Here is a 21,679-nt window from a genome sequence, read left to right on the forward strand (position 1 = left end):
CTTGCGTCTCCGACTCTATCAGATCCTTTCGGCCCTGATTTTCGCCGGTGCGATCCGGCCTTTCGGCTTTCTCGCGGTTCCAACCTTACCAGATCCGTTTCCGTCTCTGGCCCCCTGCTGGAGCGGGGTCCGGCCGATTCGCTTTCGCTTCTCGACCTTTCCGACTTTATCAGATCTTCTTTCCGTTCCAGACCGCGAGGCGGTTGGTGCGAATTTCGTTCTGAATTACCCGTCAGGGGGGGCTTGTCTTTCGACTTTTCCGACTTTATCAGAAGGCATTCGATCGAAATGATCGGGTGGCGCTTCTGGTAAATGATCGGCGCGCTCGGCCGATGTGAAGTGCGGCCGGAGCGGAGGAGAGACTAACTGTCGCGATCGAACCTGTCCAGTTCGCTGCAACCGTTTGAATCTACCTCCCCCTCTGACCCGTGTCAACGGGTTTTTGGGACGGAGAGGAGATTAGCAGGTCAGGAGGGTCGTCCGCACATCACGCGGCGGTGGGGAGCAGAGCGGCGCGGTCGGTGGTGTCGACGTCGCCGGTCTCACCGGCGCGCACGGCGCGGCCGCCCAGGACGTAGACGTAGGTGAGGAACGCCAGCTCGGCGAGGACACCGATGGTGATGCGGGCCCAGGTCGGGAGGCCGGACGGCGTGACGAAGCCTTCGAGGATGCCGGAGACGAAGAGGACGGCAGCCAGGCCGACGGCGACGCCGAGGGCGGTGCGGCCCTCTTCGGCCAGTGCCGTGCGACGGGTGCGGGGGCCCGGGTCTATGACGGTCCAGCCCAGGCGCAGGCCGATGCCGGCGGCAACGAAGACGGCGGTCAGTTCGAGGAGGCCGTGCGGGATGAGCAGGCCGAGGAAGGTGTCCAGCCGGCCTGCGGAGGACATCAGGCCCAGGCCGGCGGCCAGGTTCAGCATGTTCTGGAAGAGGACCCAGAGGACGGGGAGGCCGAGGAAGGCGCCGAGGACCAGGCAGAGGGCGACGGCCTGGGCGTTGTTCGTCCATACCTGGGCGGCGAAGGCCGCGGCGGGGTGGTTGGAGTAGTACGCCTCGTACTCGCCACCAGGGCGGGTCATCTCGCGGAGTTGCTGGGGGGCGCCGAGGGTGGACTGCACCTCGGGATGGGCGGCTATCCACCAGGCCATGAGGGCGGCGACGGTCAGGGAGAGCACTGCCGTGGGGATCCACCAGCGGCGCAGGCGGTAGACGGCGGCGGGGAAGGAGGCGGTGAAGAAGCGGGCGGCGTCGCGCCAGGAGGACGGGCGGGCGCCGGTGACCTTGCTGCGGGCTCGGGCCACGAGTGAGGTGAGACGGCCCGTCAGGGCGGGGTCGGGGGCGCTGGACAGGAGGAGGGAGAGGTGGGTGGTGGTGCGTTGGTAGAGGACGACCAGTTCGTCGGCTTCGGCGCCGGTGAGGCGGCGCTTGCGACGCAGCAGGGTTTCCAGGCGGTCCCATTCGGCGCCGTGGGCCGTGACGAAGACATCCAGGTCCATTACGGGGTCGCTCCTCGCAGCGCGGTGGGTGGGTGTCGGGCCAGCTTGGCAGACTGGCCGGGCACGGAGTCCCGGGCCTCAGGGGCAGGGGGCATCGTGCGACGTGGCCGCGCGGTGGCGGGCTCGGGAGCAGGACCACGAGGGAACTGGGTCGAGAGGGAGTGGACGGGTGAGCCAGCTGGTGACGGGGGAAGCGGTGGTGCTGGGGCTGCGGCCGGCCAGGCTGGCGAGCCGGGGCCTGGCGGTGGTCGTGGACCTGGCGGTGGCCTGGGGGACCTACCTCGTGGTGACGCTGGTGATGGTGGGCACGGCGTCCTCGTTGGACGGTGCGGTGCTGGCGGCCATACAGGTGGCCACGTTCGTGCTGGTGCAGGTGGGGATACCGATCGCGGTCGAGACGCTGAGCCACGGGCGGTCGTTGGGGAAGTTGATCTGCGGGTTGCGGGTGGTGCGGGAGGACGGCGGGCCGATCCGGTTCCGGCACGCGCTGGTGCGGGGGGCCATGGGGGCCGTCGAGATCGTGATGACGATGGGGGTGCTGGCGTCGATCGCGTCGATGGTGTCGGCGCGGGGGCGGCGGCTGGGTGACGTGTTCGCCGGGACGCTGGTGGTGCGGGAGCGGGTGCCCGAGGCGGAGGGCGGGGGCGTGGTGCTGCCGGCGCCGCCGCCGTGGCTGGCCGGGGAGGTCGCCGGGCTCGATCTGTCGCGGGTGCCGGACGGGTGGTGGTTGGCCGTGCGGCAGTACCTGGTGCGGTTGGGCGAGTTGGACCCGCAGGCGGCCGCGACGATCGCCGGGCGGCTCGCCGGGGATCTGCGGGGGTTCGCGGGGGCCGTGGTGCCGGCGGGGATGGATCCGGTGGTGTATCTGGACGCGGTGGTGCGGGAGCGGCAGGAGCGGGAGTCGCGGCGTGCGTTCGGGGCGAACGCTGTGCCGGGAGTGCGTCCTGGGGCGGATGTGGCGACGGCCCCGGGGGGCGGGCTGGGGGCCGTTTCGTCAACCGGGCTTGCTGTGGGCGGTGTTGGTGTGGGGGACGTTCCCGCGGGGGCGCCGGCGGAGCGTGCCGGTGGGGCGTGGGTGGCACCCGGGGGTGCGGTGACGGCCGGGTCGGAAGGCGGCGGTGGTGCGCCGGACGGCGGGGTGGAGTGGCCGGCGGCGGAGGTGCCGGGGGCGTTGGGTGACGGCGGGGGCGGTCGGGCGCCGCGGAGTGGCACCGGGTTCGCGCCGCCCGTGTGAGAGGGGCTCCGGGGGCGGCGTACCGGGGCGGCGTCAGCTGAAGGTCGAGGGCGGTGTGTCGAGGGATTCGAGTTCGATGCCGGGGGCGGCCAGGACGACGTCGCCGGCGAGGTGGACGGCGTGCTGTTCGCCGGTTTCGAGGTCGGTGACCTGGTACGCGTCGGCGATGAGCGGGGCGATGTCAGTGGCGTGTGGTGTGCTGGACAGCAGTGCCCAGGACTGGTCGAGAGTGCGGGGGGCGAGGACAGGGGGCGTGAAGGCGACGAGGCGCACGCGGGTGGCGCCGGCGCCCTGGGCGGGGCGCAGCAGCCGGGCGGTGGCGACGAGGAAGGCCGGGGAGGCGCCGGTGAAGGCGTGGGCGGGGACGTTGCCTTCGGTGGCGTGGGCGCCGGTCGGGTCGGTGCGCACCCAGGTGACGCCCTCCAGGGCGGCGCCGCGGACCTGCCAGGCGGAGGCGTGCAGTTCGAGGCGGATCGGGCGGCCGAGTTCGTCGAGGGTGAGGTCGACGGATCCGGTGTGCTCGCCGGCGGTGTTGAGGGTCTGGGAGACGTAGCGCCAGCCGGAGGGGCCGGTGGCGCAGTGGAAGTGCTCCTCGCCGAGGGGGGTGTGGTCGTGCGGGTCGTACAGCGAGTAGTGGCCGCGGGGCATGGGGGTGCAGTCCTTGCGAGGGGCGGGTGGTTCCGGGGGTTCTGCGGGCCAGGCCCCCGCCGGGAGGGCGGGGGCCTGGTGCCAGCGTCTGCTGGAGGGGTGCCGGTCGCCGGCCCGTGGGTGGGTCGGCGGTGGCGGTCAGTAGCGGTAGTGGTCGGGCTTGTACGGGCCCTCGACCTTGACGCCGATGTAGTCGGCCTGCTCCTTGCGCAGGGTGGTGAGCTTGACGCCCAGCGCGTCCAGGTGGAGCCGGGCGACCTTCTCGTCCAGGTGCTTGGGCAGCACGTAGACGTCGGTCGGGTACTGCTCGGGCTTGGTGAACAGCTCCAGCTGCGCCAGCGTCTGGTCCGCGAACGAGTTCGACATCACGAACGACGGGTGACCGGTGGCGTTGCCCAGGTTCAGCAGACGGCCCTCGGACAGCACGATCAACACCTTGCCGTCCGGGTGGGTCCAGGTGTGGACCTGCGGCTTGACCTCGTCCTTGACGATACCCGGCAGCTTCGCCAGACCCGCCATGTCGATCTCGTTGTCGAAGTGACCGATGTTGCCGACGATCGCCTGGTGCTTCATCCGCGCCATGTCCGAGGCAAGGATGATGTCCTTGTTACCGGTCGTGGTCACGAAGATGTCTGCGGTCTCGACGACCTCCTCCAGCGTCGCGACCTGGTAGCCGTCCATCGCCGCCTGCAGCGCGCAGATCGGGTCGATCTCGGTGATGATCACGCGGGCGCCCTGGCCGCGCAGCGACTCCGCACAGCCCTTGCCGACGTCACCGTAACCGCAGACCACGGCCGTCTTACCACCGATCAGCACATCGGTGGCGCGGTTGATGCCGTCGATGAGGGAGTGCCGGCAGCCGTACTTGTTGTCGAACTTCGACTTGGTCACCGCGTCATTGACGTTGATCGCGGGGAAGAGCAGCACGCCGTCACGCTGCATCTCGTACAGACGGTGGACACCGGTCGTGGTCTCCTCCGTCACCCCACGGATCTCCGACGCCAGCCGGGTCCACTTCTGCGGACTGTCCGCGAGGGTCCGGTTGAGAAGCTCCAGGATCGCGTGGTGCTCCTCGTTCTCCGCGGTCTCCACCGCCGGAGCCTTACCGGCCTTCTCGTACTCGACGCCCTTGTGCACCAGCAGAGTGGCGTCACCACCGTCGTCGAGAATCATGTTCGGACCACCGGTGGACGTGCCCGGCCAGGTCAGCGCCTGCTCCGTGCACCACCAGTACTCCTCCAGGCTCTCGCCCTTCCAGGCGAACACCGGCACACCCTGCGGCGCCTCGGGCGTACCGTTCGGACCCACCGCGATCGCCGCGGCCGCATGGTCCTGGGTCGAGAAGATGTTGCAGGACGCCCAGCGCACCTGCGCACCCAGGGCGACCAGCGTCTCGATCAGCACGGCGGTCTGCACGGTCATGTGCAGCGAACCGGTGATCCGCGCGCCCTTCAGGGGCTGCTGCTCGGCGTACTCCTTGCGGATCGCCATCAGACCGGGCATCTCGTGCTCGGCGAGGGTGATCTCCTTGCGGCCGAAGGCGGCGAGGGAAAGGTCAGCGACCTTGAAGTCCTGGCCGGTGGCTGCTGTCGTCATTCGGGCTGCTCCTCGGATGTCGAGGTCGGTCGGGCATTCGGGCAGTCTGCGGCGCGGGCTGGGGTCCCCAGTGGTGACGGGGTGCACGTGAGCCTACGTGGAGGCGGGTACACCTCTCCCCTTGCCGCAGCGCAGTCCGTCGGAGGCCCTCTCTCCCTCGGCCGGTCCCGCGGTGCGGGCCGACCGACCGCCATCAGCAGCGACGTCTGGCACTGCCCTCGAATTTACACCGATCGGCTCCGCTGCCCCAGACCGCATCGGTTCGATCGTTGGCTTGTTCCGTGCGGTGCGGGGGTGTGGGGGTGGGTTGGTCGGGTGCGGTGGCACGCGTGAGGCCCCGTCTCCCGGGGGTGGCGGGGCCTCGTGGCGCGTGGGGCGTCAGGTGCTGCTGGGGGTCTGGGCCGTGGCGGCCTTCTCGTCGTAGATGTCGGGTTCGAGGTAGATGACGCGGGCGATCGGGACGGCTTCGCGGATGCGGGCCTCGGCGGCGTCGATGGCGCGGGCGACCTCGGCGGCGGTGTCGTCGTGCTGGACGGCGATCTTGGCGGCGACGAGGAGTTCCTCGGGGCCGAGGTGGAGGGTGCGCATGTGGATGACGCGGGTGACGACGTCGCCGTCGACGAGGGCGGCGCGGATCTTGGCGACCTGGTCGGGGCCGGCCGCCTCGCCGAGCAGCAGGGACTTGGTCTCGGCGGCGAGGACCAGCGCGATCAGCACGAGCAGCGTGCCGATGCACATGGTGCCGATGCCGTCCCAGACGCTGTTGTCGGTGGCGAGGGTGAGGCCGACGCCGCAGAGGGCGAGGACGAGGCCGATCAGTGCGCCGAAGTCCTCCAGCAGGACGACGGGGAGTTCGGGGGCCTTGGCGCGGCGGATGAACTGGGCCCAGCTCTGCTGGCCGCGCAGTTCGTTGGACTCCTTGATCGCGGTGCGGAAGGAGAAGCCCTCGGCGATGACGGCGAAGAGCAGGACGCCGACCGGCCAGTACCAGTTGTCCAGGGGGTGCGGGTGCTGGATCTTCTCGTAGCCCTCGTAGAGCGCGAAGACGCCGCCGATGGTGAACAGGACGATGGAGACGAGGAAGCCGTAGATGTAGCGCTCGCGACCGTAGCCGAAGGGGTGTTCGGCGGTGGCGGCGCGCTTGGCCCGCTTCCCGCCGAGCAGCAACAGGCCCTGGTTGCCGGAGTCCGCGAGGGAGTGGACGCCTTCGGCCAGCATCGAGGACGAGCCGCTGAAGGCGAAGGCGACGAACTTGGCCACGGCGATCGCCAGGTTGGCGCCCAGCGCCGCCACGATCGCCTTGGTACCGCCGGATGCGCTCATGAGTGCGCCATGTCCCTTCCGTAGACCGGGCTTTACCGCCCCTTTAATGCAGTGCGGCGGTCATTGTTGCAGCCCGGTCTGCGGGCGGTGCGGGGAGGCCGGATGCCGGACGGGCGTCAGGCGACGACGGTGGCGCGGAAGACGGTGCCGTCGCCGGCGAGGGTGAGGCGTTCGCCGGCGGGCGCGAAGACGGCGGTGCCGGGGGTGAGGGTGAGGTCGCGGGTGGTGCCGCGGTCGCTGGTCAGGCGGACGGCGCCGGCGGTGCACAGGAGGATCTGCGGGGTGCGGGCGGCGAGCGGGCGGGGGGTGGCGCCCGGGGCCAGGACGAAGCGGGAGAGGCGGAACTCGTCGATGGGGGTGTCGTAGACCTCTTCGCCGTCGACGTCCTCGGGGCGCAGTACGCCGGCGTCGCGGGGGGTGAAGCGGACCACGCGCAGGAGTTCGGGGACGTCGACGTGCTTGGGGGTGAGGCCGCAGCGGAGCACGTTGTCGGAGTTGGCCATGAGTTCGACGCCGAGGCCGCTGAGGTAGGCGTGCGGGATGCCGGCGCCGAGGAAGAGTGCTTCGCCGGGTTGGAGCCGGACGTGGTTGAGGAGTGCGGCGGCGAGGACGCCGCGGTCGCCCGGGTAGTGGTGGGCGATGGCGGCGAGGGCCGCGTAGGCGTCGGCGTGCGGGCCGCCCTTGGGGGCGAGTTGGGCGGCGGCGGTGGCGGTGCGTTCGACGGTTTCGGCGAGGGCCTGGGGTTCGGCGCCGAGGACGGCGGTGAGCACCTCGCGCAGGGCGGATTCCTCGGGGCTGGCGCGCAGGACGTCGACGTACGGCTTGAGGTCGTCGACATCGAGGCCGGCCAGGAGGTCGGCGGCCTGGTCGGGGTGGCGGAATCCGCAGAGACCGTCGAAGGGGGTGAGGGCGCAGAGGAGTTCGGGCTTGTGGTTGGCGTCCTTGTAGTTGCGGTGCGGGGCGTCGAGGGGGATGCCACGGGCCTCCTCGTCGGCGAAGCCGGCGGCGGCCTGGGTGCGGTCGGGGTGGACCTGGAGGGAGAGCGGGGCACCGGCGGCGAGGATCTTGAAGAGGAAGGGCAGTCGGGGGCCGAAGGCGCGGACGGCGTCGGCGCCCAGTTCGCCCTCGGGGTCGGCGGCTATCACGTCGGCGAGGGAGACCGGGCCGGCGCCGCGGTCGAGGCGGGAGGGGGCGCCGGGGTGGGCGCCGAGCCACATCTCGGCCTGCGGTTGGCCGGTGGGCGGGACGCCGAGGAGGTCGGGGAGGGCGGTGGTGGAGCCCCAGGCGTAGGGGCGCACGGTGTTGACGAGGCGGTCCATGGGACGGCTGCTTCCTGACGTGACGTGGGTGGTCCGGTGGGGCACGGGGCGGTGGGCTCCCCCGGAGCCATGATCACTCGGTGCCGGCGAGCGCCAGGTAAACGGCACCGAAATCGGCGATGGCGAGGAGTTCCGCGGCGCGTTCCAGCTCGCTGCCGGCGGTCGGTTCCAGTTCGCTGAGGGGGGTGTCGCGTTCGTCGGCGAGCTGCTGGGCGGCGCGGGTCGCGGAGAGCGGGCCGGCCTCGGCTTCGCGGAACAGGACGATCCGGGCGTGCAGGGCGGCCGGCTGGTCGACGCGGTCGCGGAAGAAGTCGTCCGGGTCGGCGCCGGCGGCGAGGGCGCCGGCGAGCAGGGCGCGGTGGGTGGTGAGCGCCTCGGGGAGGTCGGCGGTCAGCGCGGGGCGGCCGGCGAGTCCGGCGAGCTCGGTGGCGAAGTGGCGGCCGACGGCGCCGGCGACCAGTCCCTCGGTCCAGATCAGCGGGAGCGCGTCGGCGAGGTCGGCGGCGAGGGTCTTGCCGGGGTTGGTGTAGGTGGGGATGGCCGGACCGCAGCGTTCGGCGACCTGGTCGAGGCGGTCGGCGAGCTTGCTGACGGCGTCCGCGGGGGCGCTGATCAGGCCGATCCGGTCGGCGAGCACGAGCAGCGGGATGAGGACGGACCACAGGGTGCCGGGGGCCGCGGGCGGGGCGCCCTCGACGTCGAACTCGGCGTCGTAGGCGGTGGTGGCCAGGGGGACGGCGAGGCCGCGGGCCTGGACGACGGCGTCGGCGAGCGGGCCGCCGGCGGGGGTGACGGCGACGACCGCGCAGCCGCGGCGGTAGGACTGCTCGACGAGTTCGGCGAGGCCGGGGTCGGCGGCGTCGGGGCCGGCGACGAGGAGGAGGTCGAGGGGACCGGCCCAGCCAGGCAGGATCCAGCGCAGGGCGCCGGGCACGGGGGCCACGCCGGTGGGCTGGATGAGGCTGACCGGGCAGCTGCCGCCGCTGAGGGCGCGCAGCAGGTCGGCGACGCCGGCGGCGGCCGGGGCGGGTCCGGCGACCAGGATGGCGCGCGGCCGCCCGTCGGGGGTCAGCTCGGGGATGCCGGATTCGGCGGCGCTGCGGGCGGCGGTGCGGACCCGGGCGCCGGATTCGGCGACGCCGCGCAGCAGGCCGAAGCGATCGGCGCCGGCCAGCGCCTCGGGTGCGTCGAGCAGTGACTCGTCGAGCATGGTGGCACGGCCTCCGATCGCCGGTGGGCGGGGTGCTGCCGGGTCAGGCCGGGCGGCGGGCTTCGTCGACGAGGAGGACCGGAATGCCGTCCTGGACGGGGTAGGCGAGGCCGCAGTCGGCGGAGGTGCAGATCAGCTCGGCCGGGTCGGCCGCGGTGCGGTCCTCCAGCGGGGCGTGGCAGGCCGGGCAGGCGAGGATCTGGATCAGGCTGGCTTCGACCGGCATCGAGGTGCTCCTTCGGCGTGGTTACGGCGTGGCCAGCGTACCGCCGGTGTGGGGGGCGGGGCCTGCCCGGAGGGGGTTTCGGCAGGTGGGAGAACCGTTGTGGGCGGCCCTCCCACCGGGGGCGGCGGGTCAGCCGCGGATGATGCCCAGGGCCTCGTCGCGGATGCGGTCGACGGTGGCCCGGTCGCGGGCCTCGGCGTTGAGGCGAAGCAGCGGCTCGGTGTTGGAGGGGCGGACGTTGAACCACCAGTCGGCGGCGGTGACGGTCAGGCCGTCGAGGTGGTCGAGGGTGATGCCGGCGCGGCCTTCGTAGGCGGCCTTGATGGCGGCGAGCCGGTCGGCCTGGTCGTCGACGGTGCTGTTGATCTCGCCGGAGGCGGCGTAGCGGTCGTACTGGGCGACCAGCTGGGACAGCGGGCCGTCCTGGCTGCCGAGGGCGGCCAGGACGTGCATCGCGGCGAGCATGCCGGTGTCGGCGTTCCAGAAGTCGCGGAAGTAGTAGTGGGCGGAGTGCTCGCCGCCGAAGATGGCGCCGGTGCGGGCCATCTCGGCCTTGATGAAGGAGTGGCCGACGCGGGTGCGGACGGGGGCGCCGCCGTGCTCCTTGACGACCTCCGGGACGGACCAGGAGGTGATGCAGTTGTGGATGACCGTGCCGCCGGGGTGCTTGGCCAGTTCGCGGGCGGCGACCAGGGCGGTGATCGCGGACGGGGAGACCGGGTCGCCGTTCTCGTCGACGACGAAGCAGCGGTCGGCGTCGCCGTCGAAGGCGAGGCCGAGGTCGGCGCCGACGGCGCGGACCCGGGCTTGCAGGTCGGTGATGTTCTTCGGGTCGAGCGGGTTGGCCTCGTGGTTGGGGAAGGAGCCGTCCAGCTCGAAGTAGAGGGCGTCGAGGTCGAGGGGCAGGCCCTCGAAGACGGTGGGGACGGTGTGGCCGCCCATGCCGTTGCCGGCGTCGACGACGACCTTCAGGGGGCGGATCTGCGAGAGGTCCACCAGGGAGCGCAGGTGGGCGGAGTAGTCCTTCAGGACGTCGCGTCGGGTGCGGGTGCCGGGGGTGGCGGCCGACTCGGGGGCGCCCTGCTCGGTCCAGCGCTCGACCAGTGCGCGGATGTCGGCGAGGCCGGTGTCCTGGCCGACCGGGGCGGCGCCGGCCCGGCACAGCTTGATGCCGTTGTACTGGGCCGGGTTGTGCGAGGCGGTGAACATCGCGCCGGGCAGGTCCAGGGCGCCGCTGGCGTAGTAGAGCTCGTCGGTCGAGCACAGGCCGATCTCGGTGACGTCGGCGCCGCGGGCGGTGGCGCCGCGGCCGAAGGCCCCGGACAGGCCCGGTGAGGAGGGCCGCATGTCGTGCCCGATGACGATCGCTTCGGCGCCGGTGACCTCGACGAAGGCCGCGCCGAAGAGTTCGGCCAGGCTCTCGTCCCATTGGTCGGGGACCACGCCGCGCACGTCGTACGCCTTCACGATCTGCGACAGATCAGTCACAGCCAGCCCTCCTGGAGTCGCTACGGGCTGACAAACCTACCCGTACGTTGCGTGCGGGGGCCGTGAACCAGCCGTGAACGGCAGCGGAGCAGGTGGTGGCGGGTCAGGAGTCGGGCGAGCGCAGGATCCGGAGGTGGCCGCGGCGGGCGACCTCCATGGGGTGGCCGTCGCGGCCGGTGGGGGTGGGGGTGTCCGTGCCGCCGGCGGCGCGCTCCTGGGGGCGGGCCGCCTCGCGGACGGCGTTGGCCAGCGCTTCGAGGTCGTCGCCGCTGGGGCGGGCGGGTCCGGGGTCGATGGCGAGGCGGACGACTTCCCAGCCGCGGGGTGCGGTCAGGCGCTCGGAGTGTTCGGCGCACAGGTCGTAGCAGTGCGGCTCGGCGTAGGTGGCGAGCGGTCCGAGCACGGCGGTCGAATCCGCATAGACGTACGTCAGCGTTGCGACGGCGGGGCGGCCGCACGCAGTGCGCGAACAGCGACGTACAGGGCTCACGACGTTGGACGGTACCGCACTCTTGAGCGGGCCGCGACGACTCTCCCTCGGCTCACCCAACCGTGTCGTCCCGCTTCGTCCGATGCGTCTGACCTGCACCCGTCGGCCGGGGCCCCTCGGCCGTGAGGGCGGAGGGGGCGCATGGTGGGCGGCGGGCCGTCCCCAGGTGGTGCAATTCGTGTCATTCTGCGCCGTCGCGCGGGAAAGAGAGGACATAAGAGGGAGCCACAAACGAACCGAACCGGGTTCGGTCCGGTCACCCGACGACAAGTGGCGAGTTGTCGCACAACGCCGTACGGCTCGTCCCCGGAGGGCTACGCTCGATCTGATGGACAGCCCCGTACCTCCCCGTCCTGCGGAGCCGCGGCCCCGCCGCCGTGACCGCCACGGCCGTGGCATGCGCGGCCCGATCGCGCCTCCCCAGGTGCCGCTGTCGGTGTCCCGCGCCGACGCGTTCGCGGATCTCGTCTACGACTCCCGGGACCGGCTGGAGCGGCGCTGGTCGCAGCTGGCGCAGGTCGATTTCCTGGTGCTGGAGGTGCCGGGCTTCGGTCCGGACGGCCCGCTCGATCCGCTCGCGGAGGACGAGGGCGTGCCGCTGGGTCGGGTGCTGTCGGCCGGCGACGGACATCGCGACCGGATCGTGATCTACCGCAGGCCGGTGGAGATCCGGACGAAGAGCCGCGACGAGCGGGCGCTGCTGGTGCACGAGGTCGTCGTCGAGCAGGTCGCCGAGCTGCTCGGGCTGGCGCCGGAGTCGGTGGACCCGCGCTACGGCCAGGAGTGAGCCGGCGGCGCGGGTCCGGGCGGCGCCGCGGCGCCGCCGCCGATCAGCGGGTGAGCAGGGACAGGTCCTGGCCGGCGGTGGGCACCAGCACCGAACCGCGGTCGTCGGGCACCGGCTGGATGGTGAAGGCCGGCAGCCCGCCCTGCGGCAGGGCCAGCATGCGGGCGGCGTAGACCGGACCGCTGCCGGACTGCGGCTCGACGGTCAGCGCGTAGGAGCCCTTCAGACCGGACGGCTGCGGCGGCTGGACGGCGAGGTTGGTGCCGCCCTTGACCGTGAACGTCTTGGTGACCGGGGAGCCGCCGCCGCTGCCGGCCGAGGCGGTGACCTTCACCGTGGCGTCCTTGCCCTTCTCCGGGGCGACCAGGGTCAGGATGCTGCCCTTGGCCCGGTTGTCGGCGACGGTGCCGCGGGCCTCCACGGGCCGGGTCGCCGGGATGAACGCCATCTCCTGGCTGTCGCCCTTGCCGCGGAGGACCCGCAGCGCCGCGGTGATCGGGGCGGTGGACCCGTCGCCGCTCGGCGTGAGGACCAGCGAGCCGGCCTCGCCCTTGGTGATGTCCTTGAGGTCGACGGTGGTCGTCATCCCGCTCTTGACGTGCAGGGTGTCGAGGCCGGCGGGGGTGATCAGGCCGGTCGGGGTGGCCAGTTGGACCGTGACGTCGGCGTCCGCGTCGCCCGGGGCGACGGCGACCAGCTGGACGTCGGTGGCGTCGGCCGGGATGCCGGGCAGGACGGCACTCGGGGCCGGGTCGGCGGCCGGCGGGAGCCAGTCGCCGCCGGTCTTGGCGTCGGCGGCCTGGACGGCCGCGCCGATCCGGCCGGAGCGGACGGTGACGTGCAGCGCGGCACCGTCGACGGCGGTGGTGGTGAGGGTGGACAGCAGCACCGGGACGGTGGTGTGCGGCGGCACGGTGATGTCCTCGCCGCCGCCGCTCTCGGTCAACGCACCGTCCTTGCCGCGCAGTTCGAGGTCGACGACGGCCGGGATCGCGTCGGGGTTGGTCAGGTGCACGTAGTCGGTGCGGCCGGCGGCGGTGCTGACGCCGGGGAACCAGAACTGGGTGTCGGGGGCGGTGCAGGTCAGCCCCTGGAGGCCGCGGCCGGATCCGGCGGCGACGGCGGTGGTCTGCTGGACGGTCCAACCGGGGGCCAGCAGACCGTCGGCGGAACCGGTCAGGGCCGGTGCGTCGGGGCTGTCGGTGGCCACGGTCACCGGCTTGCCGGCCTGCTGCAGGGGCACCACGGGCTTGGTGTCGGCCGGCGGCACGGTCTGCGGCGCGCCGGCGTCCGCGGCGGTGCCCTTGCCCTTGCCGTCCTTGGCGTCCTTGCCGCCCTTGCCCGCGGGGTTGCCGTGGCTGTCGGCGACCGTGCCGGCGGGCTGGAGCTGGGCGGTGCCCTTCTTGGTGTCCGCGCCGGTCGCGGCCCCGGGGGGCGCGAAGGCGGTGTAGGTGGTGTCGGCGACCTCCGACGAACTGGGCGCCGGGCACACCAGCGTGGACCGCTGGACGGGTAGCCGGGTGCCGCTCGCGGGGGCGGCGGCCGCCGCCGCACCGCCGTCGCCGGGGGCCGCGAGCGCGGCGACGCCGGTGACGGCGGCCAGCGCGGCGGCCGCGGCGGTCAGGGAGATGATGGTGCGCTTCACTGCTGCTCGCTCCCGTCACGGCGCGACTCGGGGAAGGCGCCGGGGTACGTCGTGCCGTCGTAGGGCTGCGGGTGCTGGGGGTGCTGCTCCGTCCCGGCGTCCGGGTACGGCTGCTGCTGAGCGCCGTAGCCGTACGGGTCGTAGGCGCCCGCCTGGTAGGGGTCGGCCGCGTAGTCGCCGGGCTGGTAGGCGCCGGACTGGTACGGGTCGGCCGGCGGGTAGGGCTGCTGCTGACCGTCGTACTGGCCCTCGTACTGGCCCTCGTACTGACCGCCGTACTGGGCGGCCTGGTACGGGTCGGCGGTCGGGACGTAGGGCTGCTGGTCGGCGGCGGCCGGGTCCGGGGCGGCCGTCCAGTCCTCGTAGGAGGGCTGCGGGGGGACCGCGGCGTACGGGTCGGCGGACGGGACCGGTTCCGGGGCCGGCTCGGTGCCCGGGGGCTCCTCGCCGGGGCCGTCGACCGGCACGCCGTCGACGGGGCCGTTGGCCGCGGCGCCCGGTGCGGTACCGGCCGCCTCGGCCTGGGCGCGCAGCCGGCGGGCCCGGCGGCCCTCCCCCGAGGTCGGTGCGGCGGCGACCGCGGCGGTCTCCTCGGGCAGGTCGTCGTCGACCTCCCGGCGCCGGCCGGGCAGCGCCATCACGACCAGGACGAGGGCGAGCAGGCCCTGGGCCCAGAGCCACAGGGTGTGGCCCAGGGGGTTGTCGTGGGTGAGGTCGAGCCGGCCGCCGTTGGACGGCAGTTGGAAGCCCTGGGCCCAGCCGTCGACGGTGACGGGCTTGAGGGCGGTGCCGTCGAGGGTGGCGTGCCAGCCGTCGTCGGCGGCGTCGGCGATCCGCAGGATCCGGCCGGCGGGGCCGGCGGGCACCTTGGTGGTGTGCGCGTCGACCGGTCCGGCCGGCACCGGGACGGGGACGGCGGCGTCGCCGTTGCCGGTGCCCTCCTTGGTCTGGCCGGGGACGATCGCGATCCGGGAGACGCGCTGGTCGACGCGCCACAGGGCGCTGCCGTCCTCCTGGCTGAGCCGGGTCAGGCCCGGGGTGGCGTCCAGGACGCGGCCCATCTCGCGCGGGGCGCCCTTGCGGACCAGGACGTAGCGGACCGCGTAGGCGCCGAGCCGGTCGGTCTGGTCGGCGCCGGAGCCGGCGACGAGGTGGGCGACGACGCCGTCCAGGCGCCCGTCCGGGCCGGCCTCGGCGGCCAGGTCGGCGTCGCCGAGCTGAGCCCCGGAGCCGCGGACGAGGGAGTACGAGACGTGCCCGGGGGTGCCGTCGAGGACGAGCGTGCGGGCGCGGTCGGTGGTGGTGGACTCCTCCGCGACGAACGCCGGGACCTGGGTGGCGTCGCGCCGCTGGACGGGGCCGGCCGCACCGGTGACCATCCAGCCGACCGCGGCGTACAGCGGGGCGATCAGGCAGGCCAGCGCGATCAGCACGGCGGCCGGCTGCTTCCAGCCGAAGCCGAGCGCGGTCATCCGGGTGCGGATGCCCTCGGCGCCGATCGCGGCCGCGCACAGCAGCGCCAGGCCGTAGACGAGCATGGCCGGACCGGTCCAGCCGGAGCCGTTGCCGAGCGCCGCGCACAGCAGGCCGGTCAGGGCCACCGCCCAGGCGGTGCGGATCGCGGTCTGCCGCTCGTCGCGCAGGGTCGCGCCGAGCGCGGCGAGCACGATGCCGAGGAGCAGCAGCCCGCCGACGGCCTTGGGGCCGCCCGGGCTGAGCCCGATGAGGTCGAGGACGGAGGCGGAGCCGGCGCCGTAGTCGAGGCCGGCCTCGCGGAAGAACTGCGAGGGGTGGGCGAGCAGCGACAGCGACCAGGGCGCCAGGACCACCAGCGGGGCGAGCGCCACGGCCAGGAACCGCAGCAGGTACGGCACGAGCGGTCCGCGGCCGCCCTGCTTCGCCGGGCCGTCGGTCGCCCCGTTGGCCTTCGCCGAGCCCAGGAGGCGCAGCACCAGCAGGGCCACGCCGAGCAGTACCGAGATCGGCCAGACGATCGGGGTGAAGGCGGTGGTGACGGTGACGAGCAGGGCGTACGCCCAGGCGGCGCGCCAGCTGGGCCGGGTGCCGGGCGCCAGCCGCAGTCCGCCGGCGGCGACCGCGGCGCGGGCCATCAGCGGCAGCAGGACGGCCAGCACGGCGGTGCCCAGGCGGCCGCCGGCGAGCGCGCCGGTGGCGGCGGGCAGGAAGGCGTAGGCGATGCTGCCCCAGGCCCGCAGCAGTCGGGAGGCGACCAGCGGGCGGGACGCGAAGTAGGCGGTGAGGCCGGCCAGCGGGACCGAGCAGACCAGCAGCAGGGTCAGGGTGAAGCTGGTGCTGCCGAGGAAGATCGTGGAGAACGAGGCCAGCACGGCGAGGTAGGGCGGTGCGGAGGCGGTGTCCCCGACGCCGACCGGATGCCAGCTGTCGACGTAGGACGACCACAGGGCGCCCAGGCCGTCGGGGGCGGGCAGCAGGGCGCCACCGACCAGTGAGCCGCCGCCGAGGAGTCCCCGGCAGGCGATCAGCGAGACGAGCAGCAGCACGAGGAAGAGCACCGGCGCGGGCCGGCGGGCGATCCGCTTGAGCCGCGCGAACTGCTCGATCTCCAGGTAGTCGGCGTCGTCGCCGCCGGGACCGGATTCCACGGCGCCGTGCCGGCCGGCGGAGGCCACGTCGGGGGCGGCTCGGCCGGCCAGGTTGCCGGCGACCTGTTCGACGGTGGCCCGGACGGTGGCGCCGGGCGGCGGGAACAACGCTCGCAGTTCGCTCGCCTCGACCGTCGGCTTCCCCCGGCGGGCGCGGGCGGCGAGGATCTTGCCGGGGCGCAGCAGGGTCCCGAAGAGCCCGGCGAGTTCGTCCAGCGCCTGGCCGGGGACCTTGCCGACGAGGTAGGCGACGACCCGCAGCAGGGTGCCGATCAGCAACCGCAGCAGGGTGTACGGGAGCAGCGCGCCGCGGGTGTTGGCGAGCAGGGTGTAGACGGCGCCGGCCTTGTCGACGCGGTGTGGGGTGGAACCGCGGAGCGCGAAGCGCTTCGATGAGGGGTGGCGGTCGGGCGACGGGCGGGCCACCGAGCGGCCGACGCAGTCGATGGGGCGGCGTTCGCGGGCGGCGGCCTCGGCGTGCCGCAGGACGGCGTCCGGGGCGACGAGGACCTGGTGGCCGGCGGCCTGGGCGCGCCAGCACAGGTCGACGTCGTCGCGCATCAGCGGCAGCCGGCGGTCGAAGCCGCCCAGTTGCTCGTAGACGTCGCGGCGGATGAGCATGCCGGCGGTGGAGACGGACAGCACCGGGCGGACCTGGTCGTGCTGGCCCTGGTCCTGTTCGCGGCGGTCCAGGCCGGTCCAACGGCGTCCGCTGCGGGCGATGCTGACGCCGACTTCGAGGAGCTGCCGGCGGTCGTACCAGCTGCGCAGCTTGGGGCCGACGATGGCGGTGGACGGGCTGGCGTCGGCGACCCGCAGGAGTTCGGCGAGCGCGTCGGGGGCCGGCGCGCAGTCGTCGTGCAGCAGCCACAGCCACTGGACCGGTTCCCCGTGCGGGAGTTCCGGCATGTCGTACGCCTCGTCGTGCCAGGTGCGGCTGACCGGGTCCCAGCCGCTGGGGCGACGCAGGTGGGGCAGGTCGTCGGGGCCGAGGACGGGGGCGGTGCGGACGGCCTCGTCGACGGCGGTGCCGAACCCGGAGCGGCGGGCGAGGTGGAGCACGCGATCGTCGCCGATCGCCTCGGCGAGCAGGCGGGCGGAGTCGTCCGCGCTGCCGGTGTCGGCACCGATGACGTTCTGGACCGGGCGCTCCTGGCCGAGCAGCCCGGCCAACGCGTCGGGCAGCCAGCGGCCGCCGTCGTGCGAAACGATCACGGCGGTGACGACGTGTCGCGGGAACTCAGGGGTGGCAGCTGCGTACGGGGCGGCCTGGGCCGCCGACTGGCTGTGCACGGACATCGAGGTACGGGCCCTCCGGACCCGGGAGTCCGGGGCCCACGGCGAAGTCGCTGAAAGGCCCCCGCCCCCGGAAGACACTGCGACGGACTACGAGGGACACGCGCACCCCGCGCCGGCGGTGCTGGCGTGTCTCGGACGGGGCCCCACACTAATGGTTCGCGCCGGGACCCCGATCGGCTCCGTACACAGCAGACCGCCTCCGGCGGACAGAGCGCTGGAGGCGGTGCGTTCGCTATAGGGGGATATGGGGAGTTGGGGTGGTGCGGTGGCGTGGTCGGCGCAACCGCGGGGTGCTGGTGCGGGGGGCTGGCCTGTCACGGTCAGACGGCGGCCTTCTTGAGCCGGCGGCGCTCGCGCTCGGACAGACCGCCCCAGATGCCGAAGCGTTCGTCGTTGGCGAGGGCATATTCGAGGCACTCGGACCGGACTTCGCAGGCGAGGCAGACCTTCTTGGCCTCGCGGGTGGAGCCACCCTTCTCCGGGAAGAAGGACTCGGGGTCGGTCTGGGCGCACAGTGCGCGCTCCTGCCAGCCGAGCTCCTCGTCCGCCTCCTCGACCAGCAATTCCTGGAACAGCTCGGTCATGTGCGCCCCTCGTCTGTCTTTACGTCCCCGTGATCAAGCCGTGATCGAATTCGGCTGAACGACACGAGTGAAATTACAAGTGTGCTGATCCGGGCCAGTCAAGCCGAGATCTGCTATTGGGCCTCTTATTCACTCTGCGGAACCAAGCGTATGCGGAAAGTGTTCAAATCATCCAAAAACAGGACACTTCCCCGGGCGGGTGACCCGCGGCTCCCTTCTCAACGAGTGAGACGCCAACGAACGGCCTGCGCGTTGCACCGCGCGCCCCGGAGCGGGCAAGATCACAGCCAGATCACAGGACCGCAACGGCAACCGGAGCGCGATCGTTGACCGCTTCTCCCCGCCACGGACTGCACAAACCTTTCTCCGGACGGAGTAACCGGATGAGGTGAACGCCGTCTCATGCACCGCTGCGCGTTTGACAGCGCACGTCCGCCCCGTGTCTCCTTGACCGCATGCCAGCGACCCCCGCGCACCGACTGACCCGTTCCTACGGGTCACTCTGCGCCGTGCAGGCTCGCTGTCGCTGTTCCAGCTGTCGCAGCCACTGAGCTCCAGCCTCCCGCGCCCGCACCATCCCGCCGGCGCACCGCTCCGCCGCGATCACCGCGCCGCGTCCCCACAAGGAACGGCCCGGCGCCGTGCCGCACCCCTGTCGCGCGCCACCCAGCACTTCCGCCGAGGAACCCCGCCATGAACAGCGACGTCCAGATCGCCGGCGACCCGCTCGCCATCCCCCACCTGCTGCCGCCCGTCCCCGCCCACCCCAGCACCGTCGCCGGCTTCGCCGGCCTGGCCCGCTCGATCGCCGCCGACCGCGCCGCCTGGTCCCCGCTGGTCCGCTACGACGCCACCACCCGCTGGTACCACCGACTGCGCACCGCTCCCGGATACGAGGTGTGGCTGCTGAGCTGGGTGCCGGGACAGGGCAGCGGACGGCACGACCACGGGCCGTCCTCCGGCGTACTGACCGTCCTGGAAGGGGAGTTGACCGAACACGCGGCGGACGGGCCGCGAACCCTGGCGGCCGGTGCGCAGCGGGTCTTCGCGCCCGGCTACGCCCACGAGGTCGTCAACGACGCGCTGGTGCCGGCCGTCAGCCTGCACGTGTACTTCCCCGGTCTGACCGAGATGCCGATGCTCCCGCGGGCGGGCGGGCGGGACGCCGTCGCGCAGCACAGTGCGCGGTGCGCGGCGCCGGTCCAGGGGACCCCGGCCTCCTGAGCACCCGCCCCTCATCGGCCACCGCCCCGCATGGATTCGGCCTGCTGCTGCCGGCCCGCCCGTAGCCCGGCCACCGCCCCTCATGGATTCAGCCGGCGGCTGACAGACTTATGGGCATGCGCATTGTGGTTCTGGCCGGCGGTATCGGCGGCGCCCGCTTCCTGCGGGGACTGAAGGCAGCGGCTCCGGACGCGGACATCACCGTCATCGGCAACACCGGTGATGACATCCACCTGTTCGGGCTGAAGGTGTGTCCCGACCTCGACACCGTGATGTACACGCTCGGCGGCGGGATCAACGAGGACCAGGGCTGGGGCCGGACGGGCGAGACGTTCCGGGTGAAGGAGGAACTGGCCGCGTACGGCGTCGGGCCGGAGTGGTTCGGGCTGGGCGACCGGGACTTCGCCACCCACATCGTCCGGACCCAGATGCTGGGCGCCGGCTACCCGTTGAGCGCCGTCACCGAGGCGCTGTGCGACCGCTGGCAGCCCGGCGTGCGGCTGCTGCCGATGTCCGACGACCGCGTCGAGACGCACGTGGCCATCGAGGACGAGACCGGCGAGCGCAAGGCCGTGCACTTCCAGGAGTACTGGGTGCGGCTGCGGGCCTCGGTGCCCGCGCTGGCCGTCGTGCCGGTCGGCGCCGAACAGGCCAAGCCGGCCCCCGGCGTGCTGGAGGCCCTCGCCGCGGCCGACGTGATCCTCTTCCCGCCGTCCAACCCGGTCGTCAGCATCGGCACGATCCTGGCCGTGCCCGGCATCCGGGAGGCCGTCGCCGAGGCCGCGGCGCCGGTGGTCGGGCTGTCGCCGATCGTCGGGAACGCCCCGGTGCGCGGCATGGCCGACAAGGTGCTGGAGGCGGTCGGCGTGGAGTCCACCGCGGCGGCGGTGGCCACGTACTACGGCGGAGCGGAGCGACGTCCTGCGGAGGGCGGGGCGGGACTGCTGGACGGCTGGCTGGTGGACGAGGTGGACGCGGACGCGGTGGCCGACGTCGAGGCCGCGGGCATCCGCTGCCGGGCGGTGCCGCTGATGATGACGGACCTGGACGCCACCGCCGCGATGGCCCGCACGGCGCTGGCGCTCGCCGCGGAGGTGCGGAAGTGACGGGGGCCGCGCAGGCGCCCGGCTACCGGGTGTGGGCGCTGCCGGGCATCCCCGAGGTGCGGCCCGGCGACGACCTCGTCAAGCTGGTCGCGTCCGCGGCGACCGGCCCGGGAACGCCCCAACTGGCCGACGGTGACGTGGTGTTGGTCACCTCGAAGATCGTCAGCAAGGCCGAGGGCCGGATCATCGAGGCCACCGACCGCGAGGCCGCGATCGACGCCGAGACGGCGCGCGTGGTGGCCCGCCGCGGCACCCTGCGCATCGTTCAGGACCACCGGGGCCTGGTGATGGCCGCGGCCGGCGTGGACGCCTCCAACACGCCCTCCGGCACGATCCTGCTGCTGCCCGAGGACCCGGACGCCTCGGCCCGCGCGCTGCGGGCCGGACTGCGCGAGACGCTCGGCGTGGACGTCGGCGTGGTCGTCACCGACACCTTCGGGCGGCCCTGGCGCAGCGGGCTGACCGACGTCGCCATCGGGGCGGCCGGGGTGCGGGTCCTGGACGACCTGCGCGGCGGCACCGACGCGTACGGCAATCCGCTGGTCGCCACCGTCGTGGCCACCGCGGACGAACTCGCCGCCGCGGGCGACCTGGTGAAGGGCAAGGCGACCGGGCGGCCGGTGGCGGTGGTGCGGGGCCTGCCGCACGTCGTCCTGCCGGCGGACGCGGAGCCGGCGGCGGATCCCGGGGCGGACTCCGACGCGGACGCGGCCGGCGCGGACCCGGGGGCGCGGGCGCTGGTGCGCAACGCCGCGGACGACATGTTCCGGCTGGGCACCTCCGAGGCCGTGCGGGAGGCGGTGACGCTGCGGCGCACCGTCCGGGAGTTCACCGACGACCCGGTGGACCCGGGTGCGGTGCGGCGCGCGGTCGCCGCCGCACTGACCGCGCCGGCACCGCACCACACCGCGCCGTGGCGGTTCGTGCTCCTGGAGTCGGCGGAGTCCCGGACCCGTCTGCTGGACGCGATGCGGGACGCCTGGGTGGCCGATCTGCGCGCGGACGGGAGATCGGAGGAGTCCATCGCCAAGCGGGTGCGCCGCGGCGACGTGCTGCGCAACGCGCCCTACCTGGCGGTGCCGTGCATGGTGCTCGACGGTGCGCACGCCTACCCCGACGCGCGGCGCGCCGCCGCCGAGCGCGAGATGTTCGTCGTCGCGCACGGCGCCGGCATCCAGAACTTCCTGGTGACGCTGGCCGCCGAACGGCTGGGGTCGGCGTGGATCTCCTCGACGATGTTCTGCCGGGACGTGGTCCGGGAGGCGCTGGAACTGCCGGCGGACTGGGAGCCGATGGGCGCGGTGGCCATCGGACGGCCGGCCGCACCGCCGCGGGAACGGCCGGCGCGGCCGGTGGACGACTTCGTCAGCGTCCGCTGAGG

18 protein-coding genes are annotated in these 21,679 nt (G+C 73.4%); 6 read left to right on the forward strand and 12 right to left on the reverse strand.

Annotation, left to right across the window (positions count from 1 at the left end; translation table 11 throughout):
- Positions 1-292, forward strand: a 292-nt coding sequence (locus ACLJT4_RS26865; protein ID WP_411125956.1) for a hypothetical protein, incomplete at its 5' end; no start/stop codon positions are given.
- A gap of 195 nt (positions 293-487) precedes the next feature.
- On the opposite strand, the gene ACLJT4_RS26870 is transcribed toward ACLJT4_RS26865, so the two are convergent.
- On the reverse strand, positions 488-1,495 hold the full coding sequence (locus ACLJT4_RS26870) for a stage II sporulation protein M (protein ID WP_411125958.1): 1,008 nt from the start codon (positions 1,493-1,495) through the stop codon (positions 488-490).
- 169 nt (positions 1,496-1,664) lie between these two features.
- On the opposite strand from ACLJT4_RS26870, the gene ACLJT4_RS26875 reads away from it, so the two are divergent.
- Complete coding sequence (locus ACLJT4_RS26875; protein ID WP_411125960.1) at positions 1,665-2,729, forward strand: RDD family protein; 1,065 nt, start codon at positions 1,665-1,667, stop codon at positions 2,727-2,729.
- A 33-nt stretch (positions 2,730-2,762) separates the two neighbouring features.
- On the opposite strand, the gene ACLJT4_RS26880 is transcribed toward ACLJT4_RS26875, so the two are convergent.
- The 8 genes from ACLJT4_RS26880 to ACLJT4_RS26915 form a co-directional block, all read right to left on the reverse strand.
- Positions 2,763-3,377, reverse strand: a complete 615-nt coding sequence (locus ACLJT4_RS26880; RefSeq protein ID WP_411125962.1) for a hypothetical protein — start codon at positions 3,375-3,377, stop codon at positions 2,763-2,765.
- 138 nt (positions 3,378-3,515) lie between these two features.
- Positions 3,516-4,973, reverse strand: coding sequence for an adenosylhomocysteinase (ahcY, locus tag ACLJT4_RS26885; RefSeq protein ID WP_411125964.1), 1,458 nt, complete (start codon positions 4,971-4,973; stop codon positions 3,516-3,518).
- Positions 4,974-5,351: 378 nt separating this feature from the next.
- Positions 5,352-6,296: a cation diffusion facilitator family transporter gene (locus ACLJT4_RS26890; RefSeq protein WP_411125966.1), complete on the reverse strand. Its 945-nt coding sequence runs from the start codon at positions 6,294-6,296 to the stop codon at positions 5,352-5,354.
- A gap of 116 nt (positions 6,297-6,412) precedes the next feature.
- Positions 6,413-7,615 (reverse strand): mannose-6-phosphate isomerase, class I, encoded by a 1,203-nt coding sequence (manA, locus tag ACLJT4_RS26895; protein WP_411125968.1) that lies wholly within the window; start codon positions 7,613-7,615, stop codon positions 6,413-6,415.
- Between the two features lie 73 nt (positions 7,616-7,688).
- Complete coding sequence (locus tag ACLJT4_RS26900) at positions 7,689-8,825, reverse strand: SIS domain-containing protein (protein WP_411125970.1); 1,137 nt, start codon at positions 8,823-8,825, stop codon at positions 7,689-7,691.
- Positions 8,826-8,868: 43 nt separating this feature from the next.
- Positions 8,869-9,051, reverse strand: coding sequence for a Trm112 family protein (locus ACLJT4_RS26905; protein WP_016573075.1), 183 nt, complete (start codon positions 9,049-9,051; stop codon positions 8,869-8,871).
- A gap of 129 nt (positions 9,052-9,180) precedes the next feature.
- Positions 9,181-10,539 carry a phosphomannomutase/phosphoglucomutase gene (locus ACLJT4_RS26910; protein ID WP_411125972.1) on the reverse strand — a complete coding sequence of 453 codons (1,359 nt, stop codon included), beginning with the start codon at positions 10,537-10,539 and terminating at the stop codon, positions 9,181-9,183.
- A gap of 103 nt (positions 10,540-10,642) precedes the next feature.
- Positions 10,643-11,089, reverse strand: coding sequence for a DUF3499 domain-containing protein (locus tag ACLJT4_RS26915; protein WP_078486929.1), 447 nt, complete (start codon positions 11,087-11,089; stop codon positions 10,643-10,645).
- A 268-nt stretch (positions 11,090-11,357) separates the two neighbouring features.
- On the opposite strand from ACLJT4_RS26915, the gene ACLJT4_RS26920 reads away from it, so the two are divergent.
- Positions 11,358-11,816, forward strand: a complete 459-nt coding sequence (locus ACLJT4_RS26920) for a metallopeptidase family protein (protein ID WP_174505009.1) — start codon at positions 11,358-11,360, stop codon at positions 11,814-11,816.
- A 43-nt stretch (positions 11,817-11,859) separates the two neighbouring features.
- On the opposite strand, the gene ACLJT4_RS26925 is transcribed toward ACLJT4_RS26920, so the two are convergent.
- The 3 genes from ACLJT4_RS26925 to ACLJT4_RS26935 all read right to left on the reverse strand — a co-directional run bounded on the left by ACLJT4_RS26925 (position 11,860) and on the right by ACLJT4_RS26935 (position 17,968).
- The gene (locus ACLJT4_RS26925) at positions 11,860-13,461 is read right to left on the reverse strand and encodes a DUF5719 family protein (protein WP_411125975.1); all 1,602 of its coding nucleotides are present in this window, start codon (positions 13,459-13,461) and stop codon (positions 11,860-11,862) included.
- Entirely contained in the window at positions 13,458-17,384 is a 3,927-nt protein-coding gene (locus ACLJT4_RS26930) for a glycosyltransferase (RefSeq protein ID WP_411125977.1), read from the reverse strand. The genes ACLJT4_RS26925 and ACLJT4_RS26930 overlap by 4 nt, the downstream gene beginning before the upstream one ends.
- A gap of 320 nt (positions 17,385-17,704) precedes the next feature.
- A complete protein-coding gene (locus ACLJT4_RS26935; protein WP_003983763.1) occupies positions 17,705-17,968 on the reverse strand; it encodes a WhiB family transcriptional regulator in 264 nt (87 codons plus the stop codon).
- A 693-nt stretch (positions 17,969-18,661) separates the two neighbouring features.
- Here ACLJT4_RS26935 and ACLJT4_RS26940 point away from each other — a divergent pair.
- The 3 genes from ACLJT4_RS26940 to ACLJT4_RS26950 all read left to right on the forward strand — a co-directional run bounded on the left by ACLJT4_RS26940 (position 18,662) and on the right by ACLJT4_RS26950 (position 21,677).
- Positions 18,662-19,192, forward strand: coding sequence for a cysteine dioxygenase (locus tag ACLJT4_RS26940; RefSeq protein ID WP_411125979.1), 531 nt, complete (start codon positions 18,662-18,664; stop codon positions 19,190-19,192).
- Positions 19,193-19,308: 116 nt separating this feature from the next.
- The gene (gene cofD, locus ACLJT4_RS26945) at positions 19,309-20,298 is read left to right on the forward strand and encodes a 2-phospho-L-lactate transferase (RefSeq protein WP_411125981.1); all 990 of its coding nucleotides are present in this window, start codon (positions 19,309-19,311) and stop codon (positions 20,296-20,298) included.
- Positions 20,295-21,677 carry a coenzyme F420-0:L-glutamate ligase gene (locus ACLJT4_RS26950; RefSeq protein WP_411125983.1) on the forward strand — a complete coding sequence of 461 codons (1,383 nt, stop codon included), beginning with the start codon at positions 20,295-20,297 and terminating at the stop codon, positions 21,675-21,677. Before cofD ends, ACLJT4_RS26950 begins: the two co-directional genes overlap by 4 nt.
- Positions 21,678-21,679 lie beyond the last annotated feature (2 nt).

The sequence above is a fragment of the Streptomyces sp. x-19 genome (assembly GCF_046549115.1).
GTDB classification, from domain to species: Bacteria; Actinomycetota; Actinomycetes; order Streptomycetales; family Streptomycetaceae; genus Streptomyces; species Streptomyces albulus_C.

Coding starts and splice junctions, on each gene's coding strand:
- ACLJT4_RS26935 (WP_003983763.1), bottom strand. CDS start 17,968: ATGACCGAGCTGTTCCAGGAATTGCTGGTCGAGGAGGCGGACGAGGAG.
- ACLJT4_RS26920 (WP_174505009.1), top strand. CDS start 11,358: ATGGACAGCCCCGTACCTCCCCGTCCTGCGGAGCCGCGGCCCCGCCGC.
- ACLJT4_RS26905 (WP_016573075.1), bottom strand. CDS start 9,051: ATGCCGGTCGAAGCCAGCCTGATCCAGATCCTCGCCTGCCCGGCCTGC.
- manA (WP_411125968.1), bottom strand. CDS start 7,615: ATGGACCGCCTCGTCAACACCGTGCGCCCCTACGCCTGGGGCTCCACC.
- cofD (WP_411125981.1), top strand. CDS start 19,309: ATGCGCATTGTGGTTCTGGCCGGCGGTATCGGCGGCGCCCGCTTCCTG.
- ACLJT4_RS26940 (WP_411125979.1), top strand. CDS start 18,662: ATGAACAGCGACGTCCAGATCGCCGGCGACCCGCTCGCCATCCCCCAC.
- ACLJT4_RS26870 (WP_411125958.1), bottom strand. CDS start 1,495: ATGGACCTGGATGTCTTCGTCACGGCCCACGGCGCCGAATGGGACCGC.
- ACLJT4_RS26890 (WP_411125966.1), bottom strand. CDS start 6,296: ATGAGCGCATCCGGCGGTACCAAGGCGATCGTGGCGGCGCTGGGCGCC.
- ACLJT4_RS26900 (WP_411125970.1), bottom strand. CDS start 8,825: ATGCTCGACGAGTCACTGCTCGACGCACCCGAGGCGCTGGCCGGCGCC.
- ACLJT4_RS26930 (WP_411125977.1), bottom strand. CDS start 17,384: ATGTCCGTGCACAGCCAGTCGGCGGCCCAGGCCGCCCCGTACGCAGCT.
- ACLJT4_RS26880 (WP_411125962.1), bottom strand. CDS start 3,377: ATGCCCCGCGGCCACTACTCGCTGTACGACCCGCACGACCACACCCCC.
- ahcY (WP_411125964.1), bottom strand. CDS start 4,973: ATGACGACAGCAGCCACCGGCCAGGACTTCAAGGTCGCTGACCTTTCC.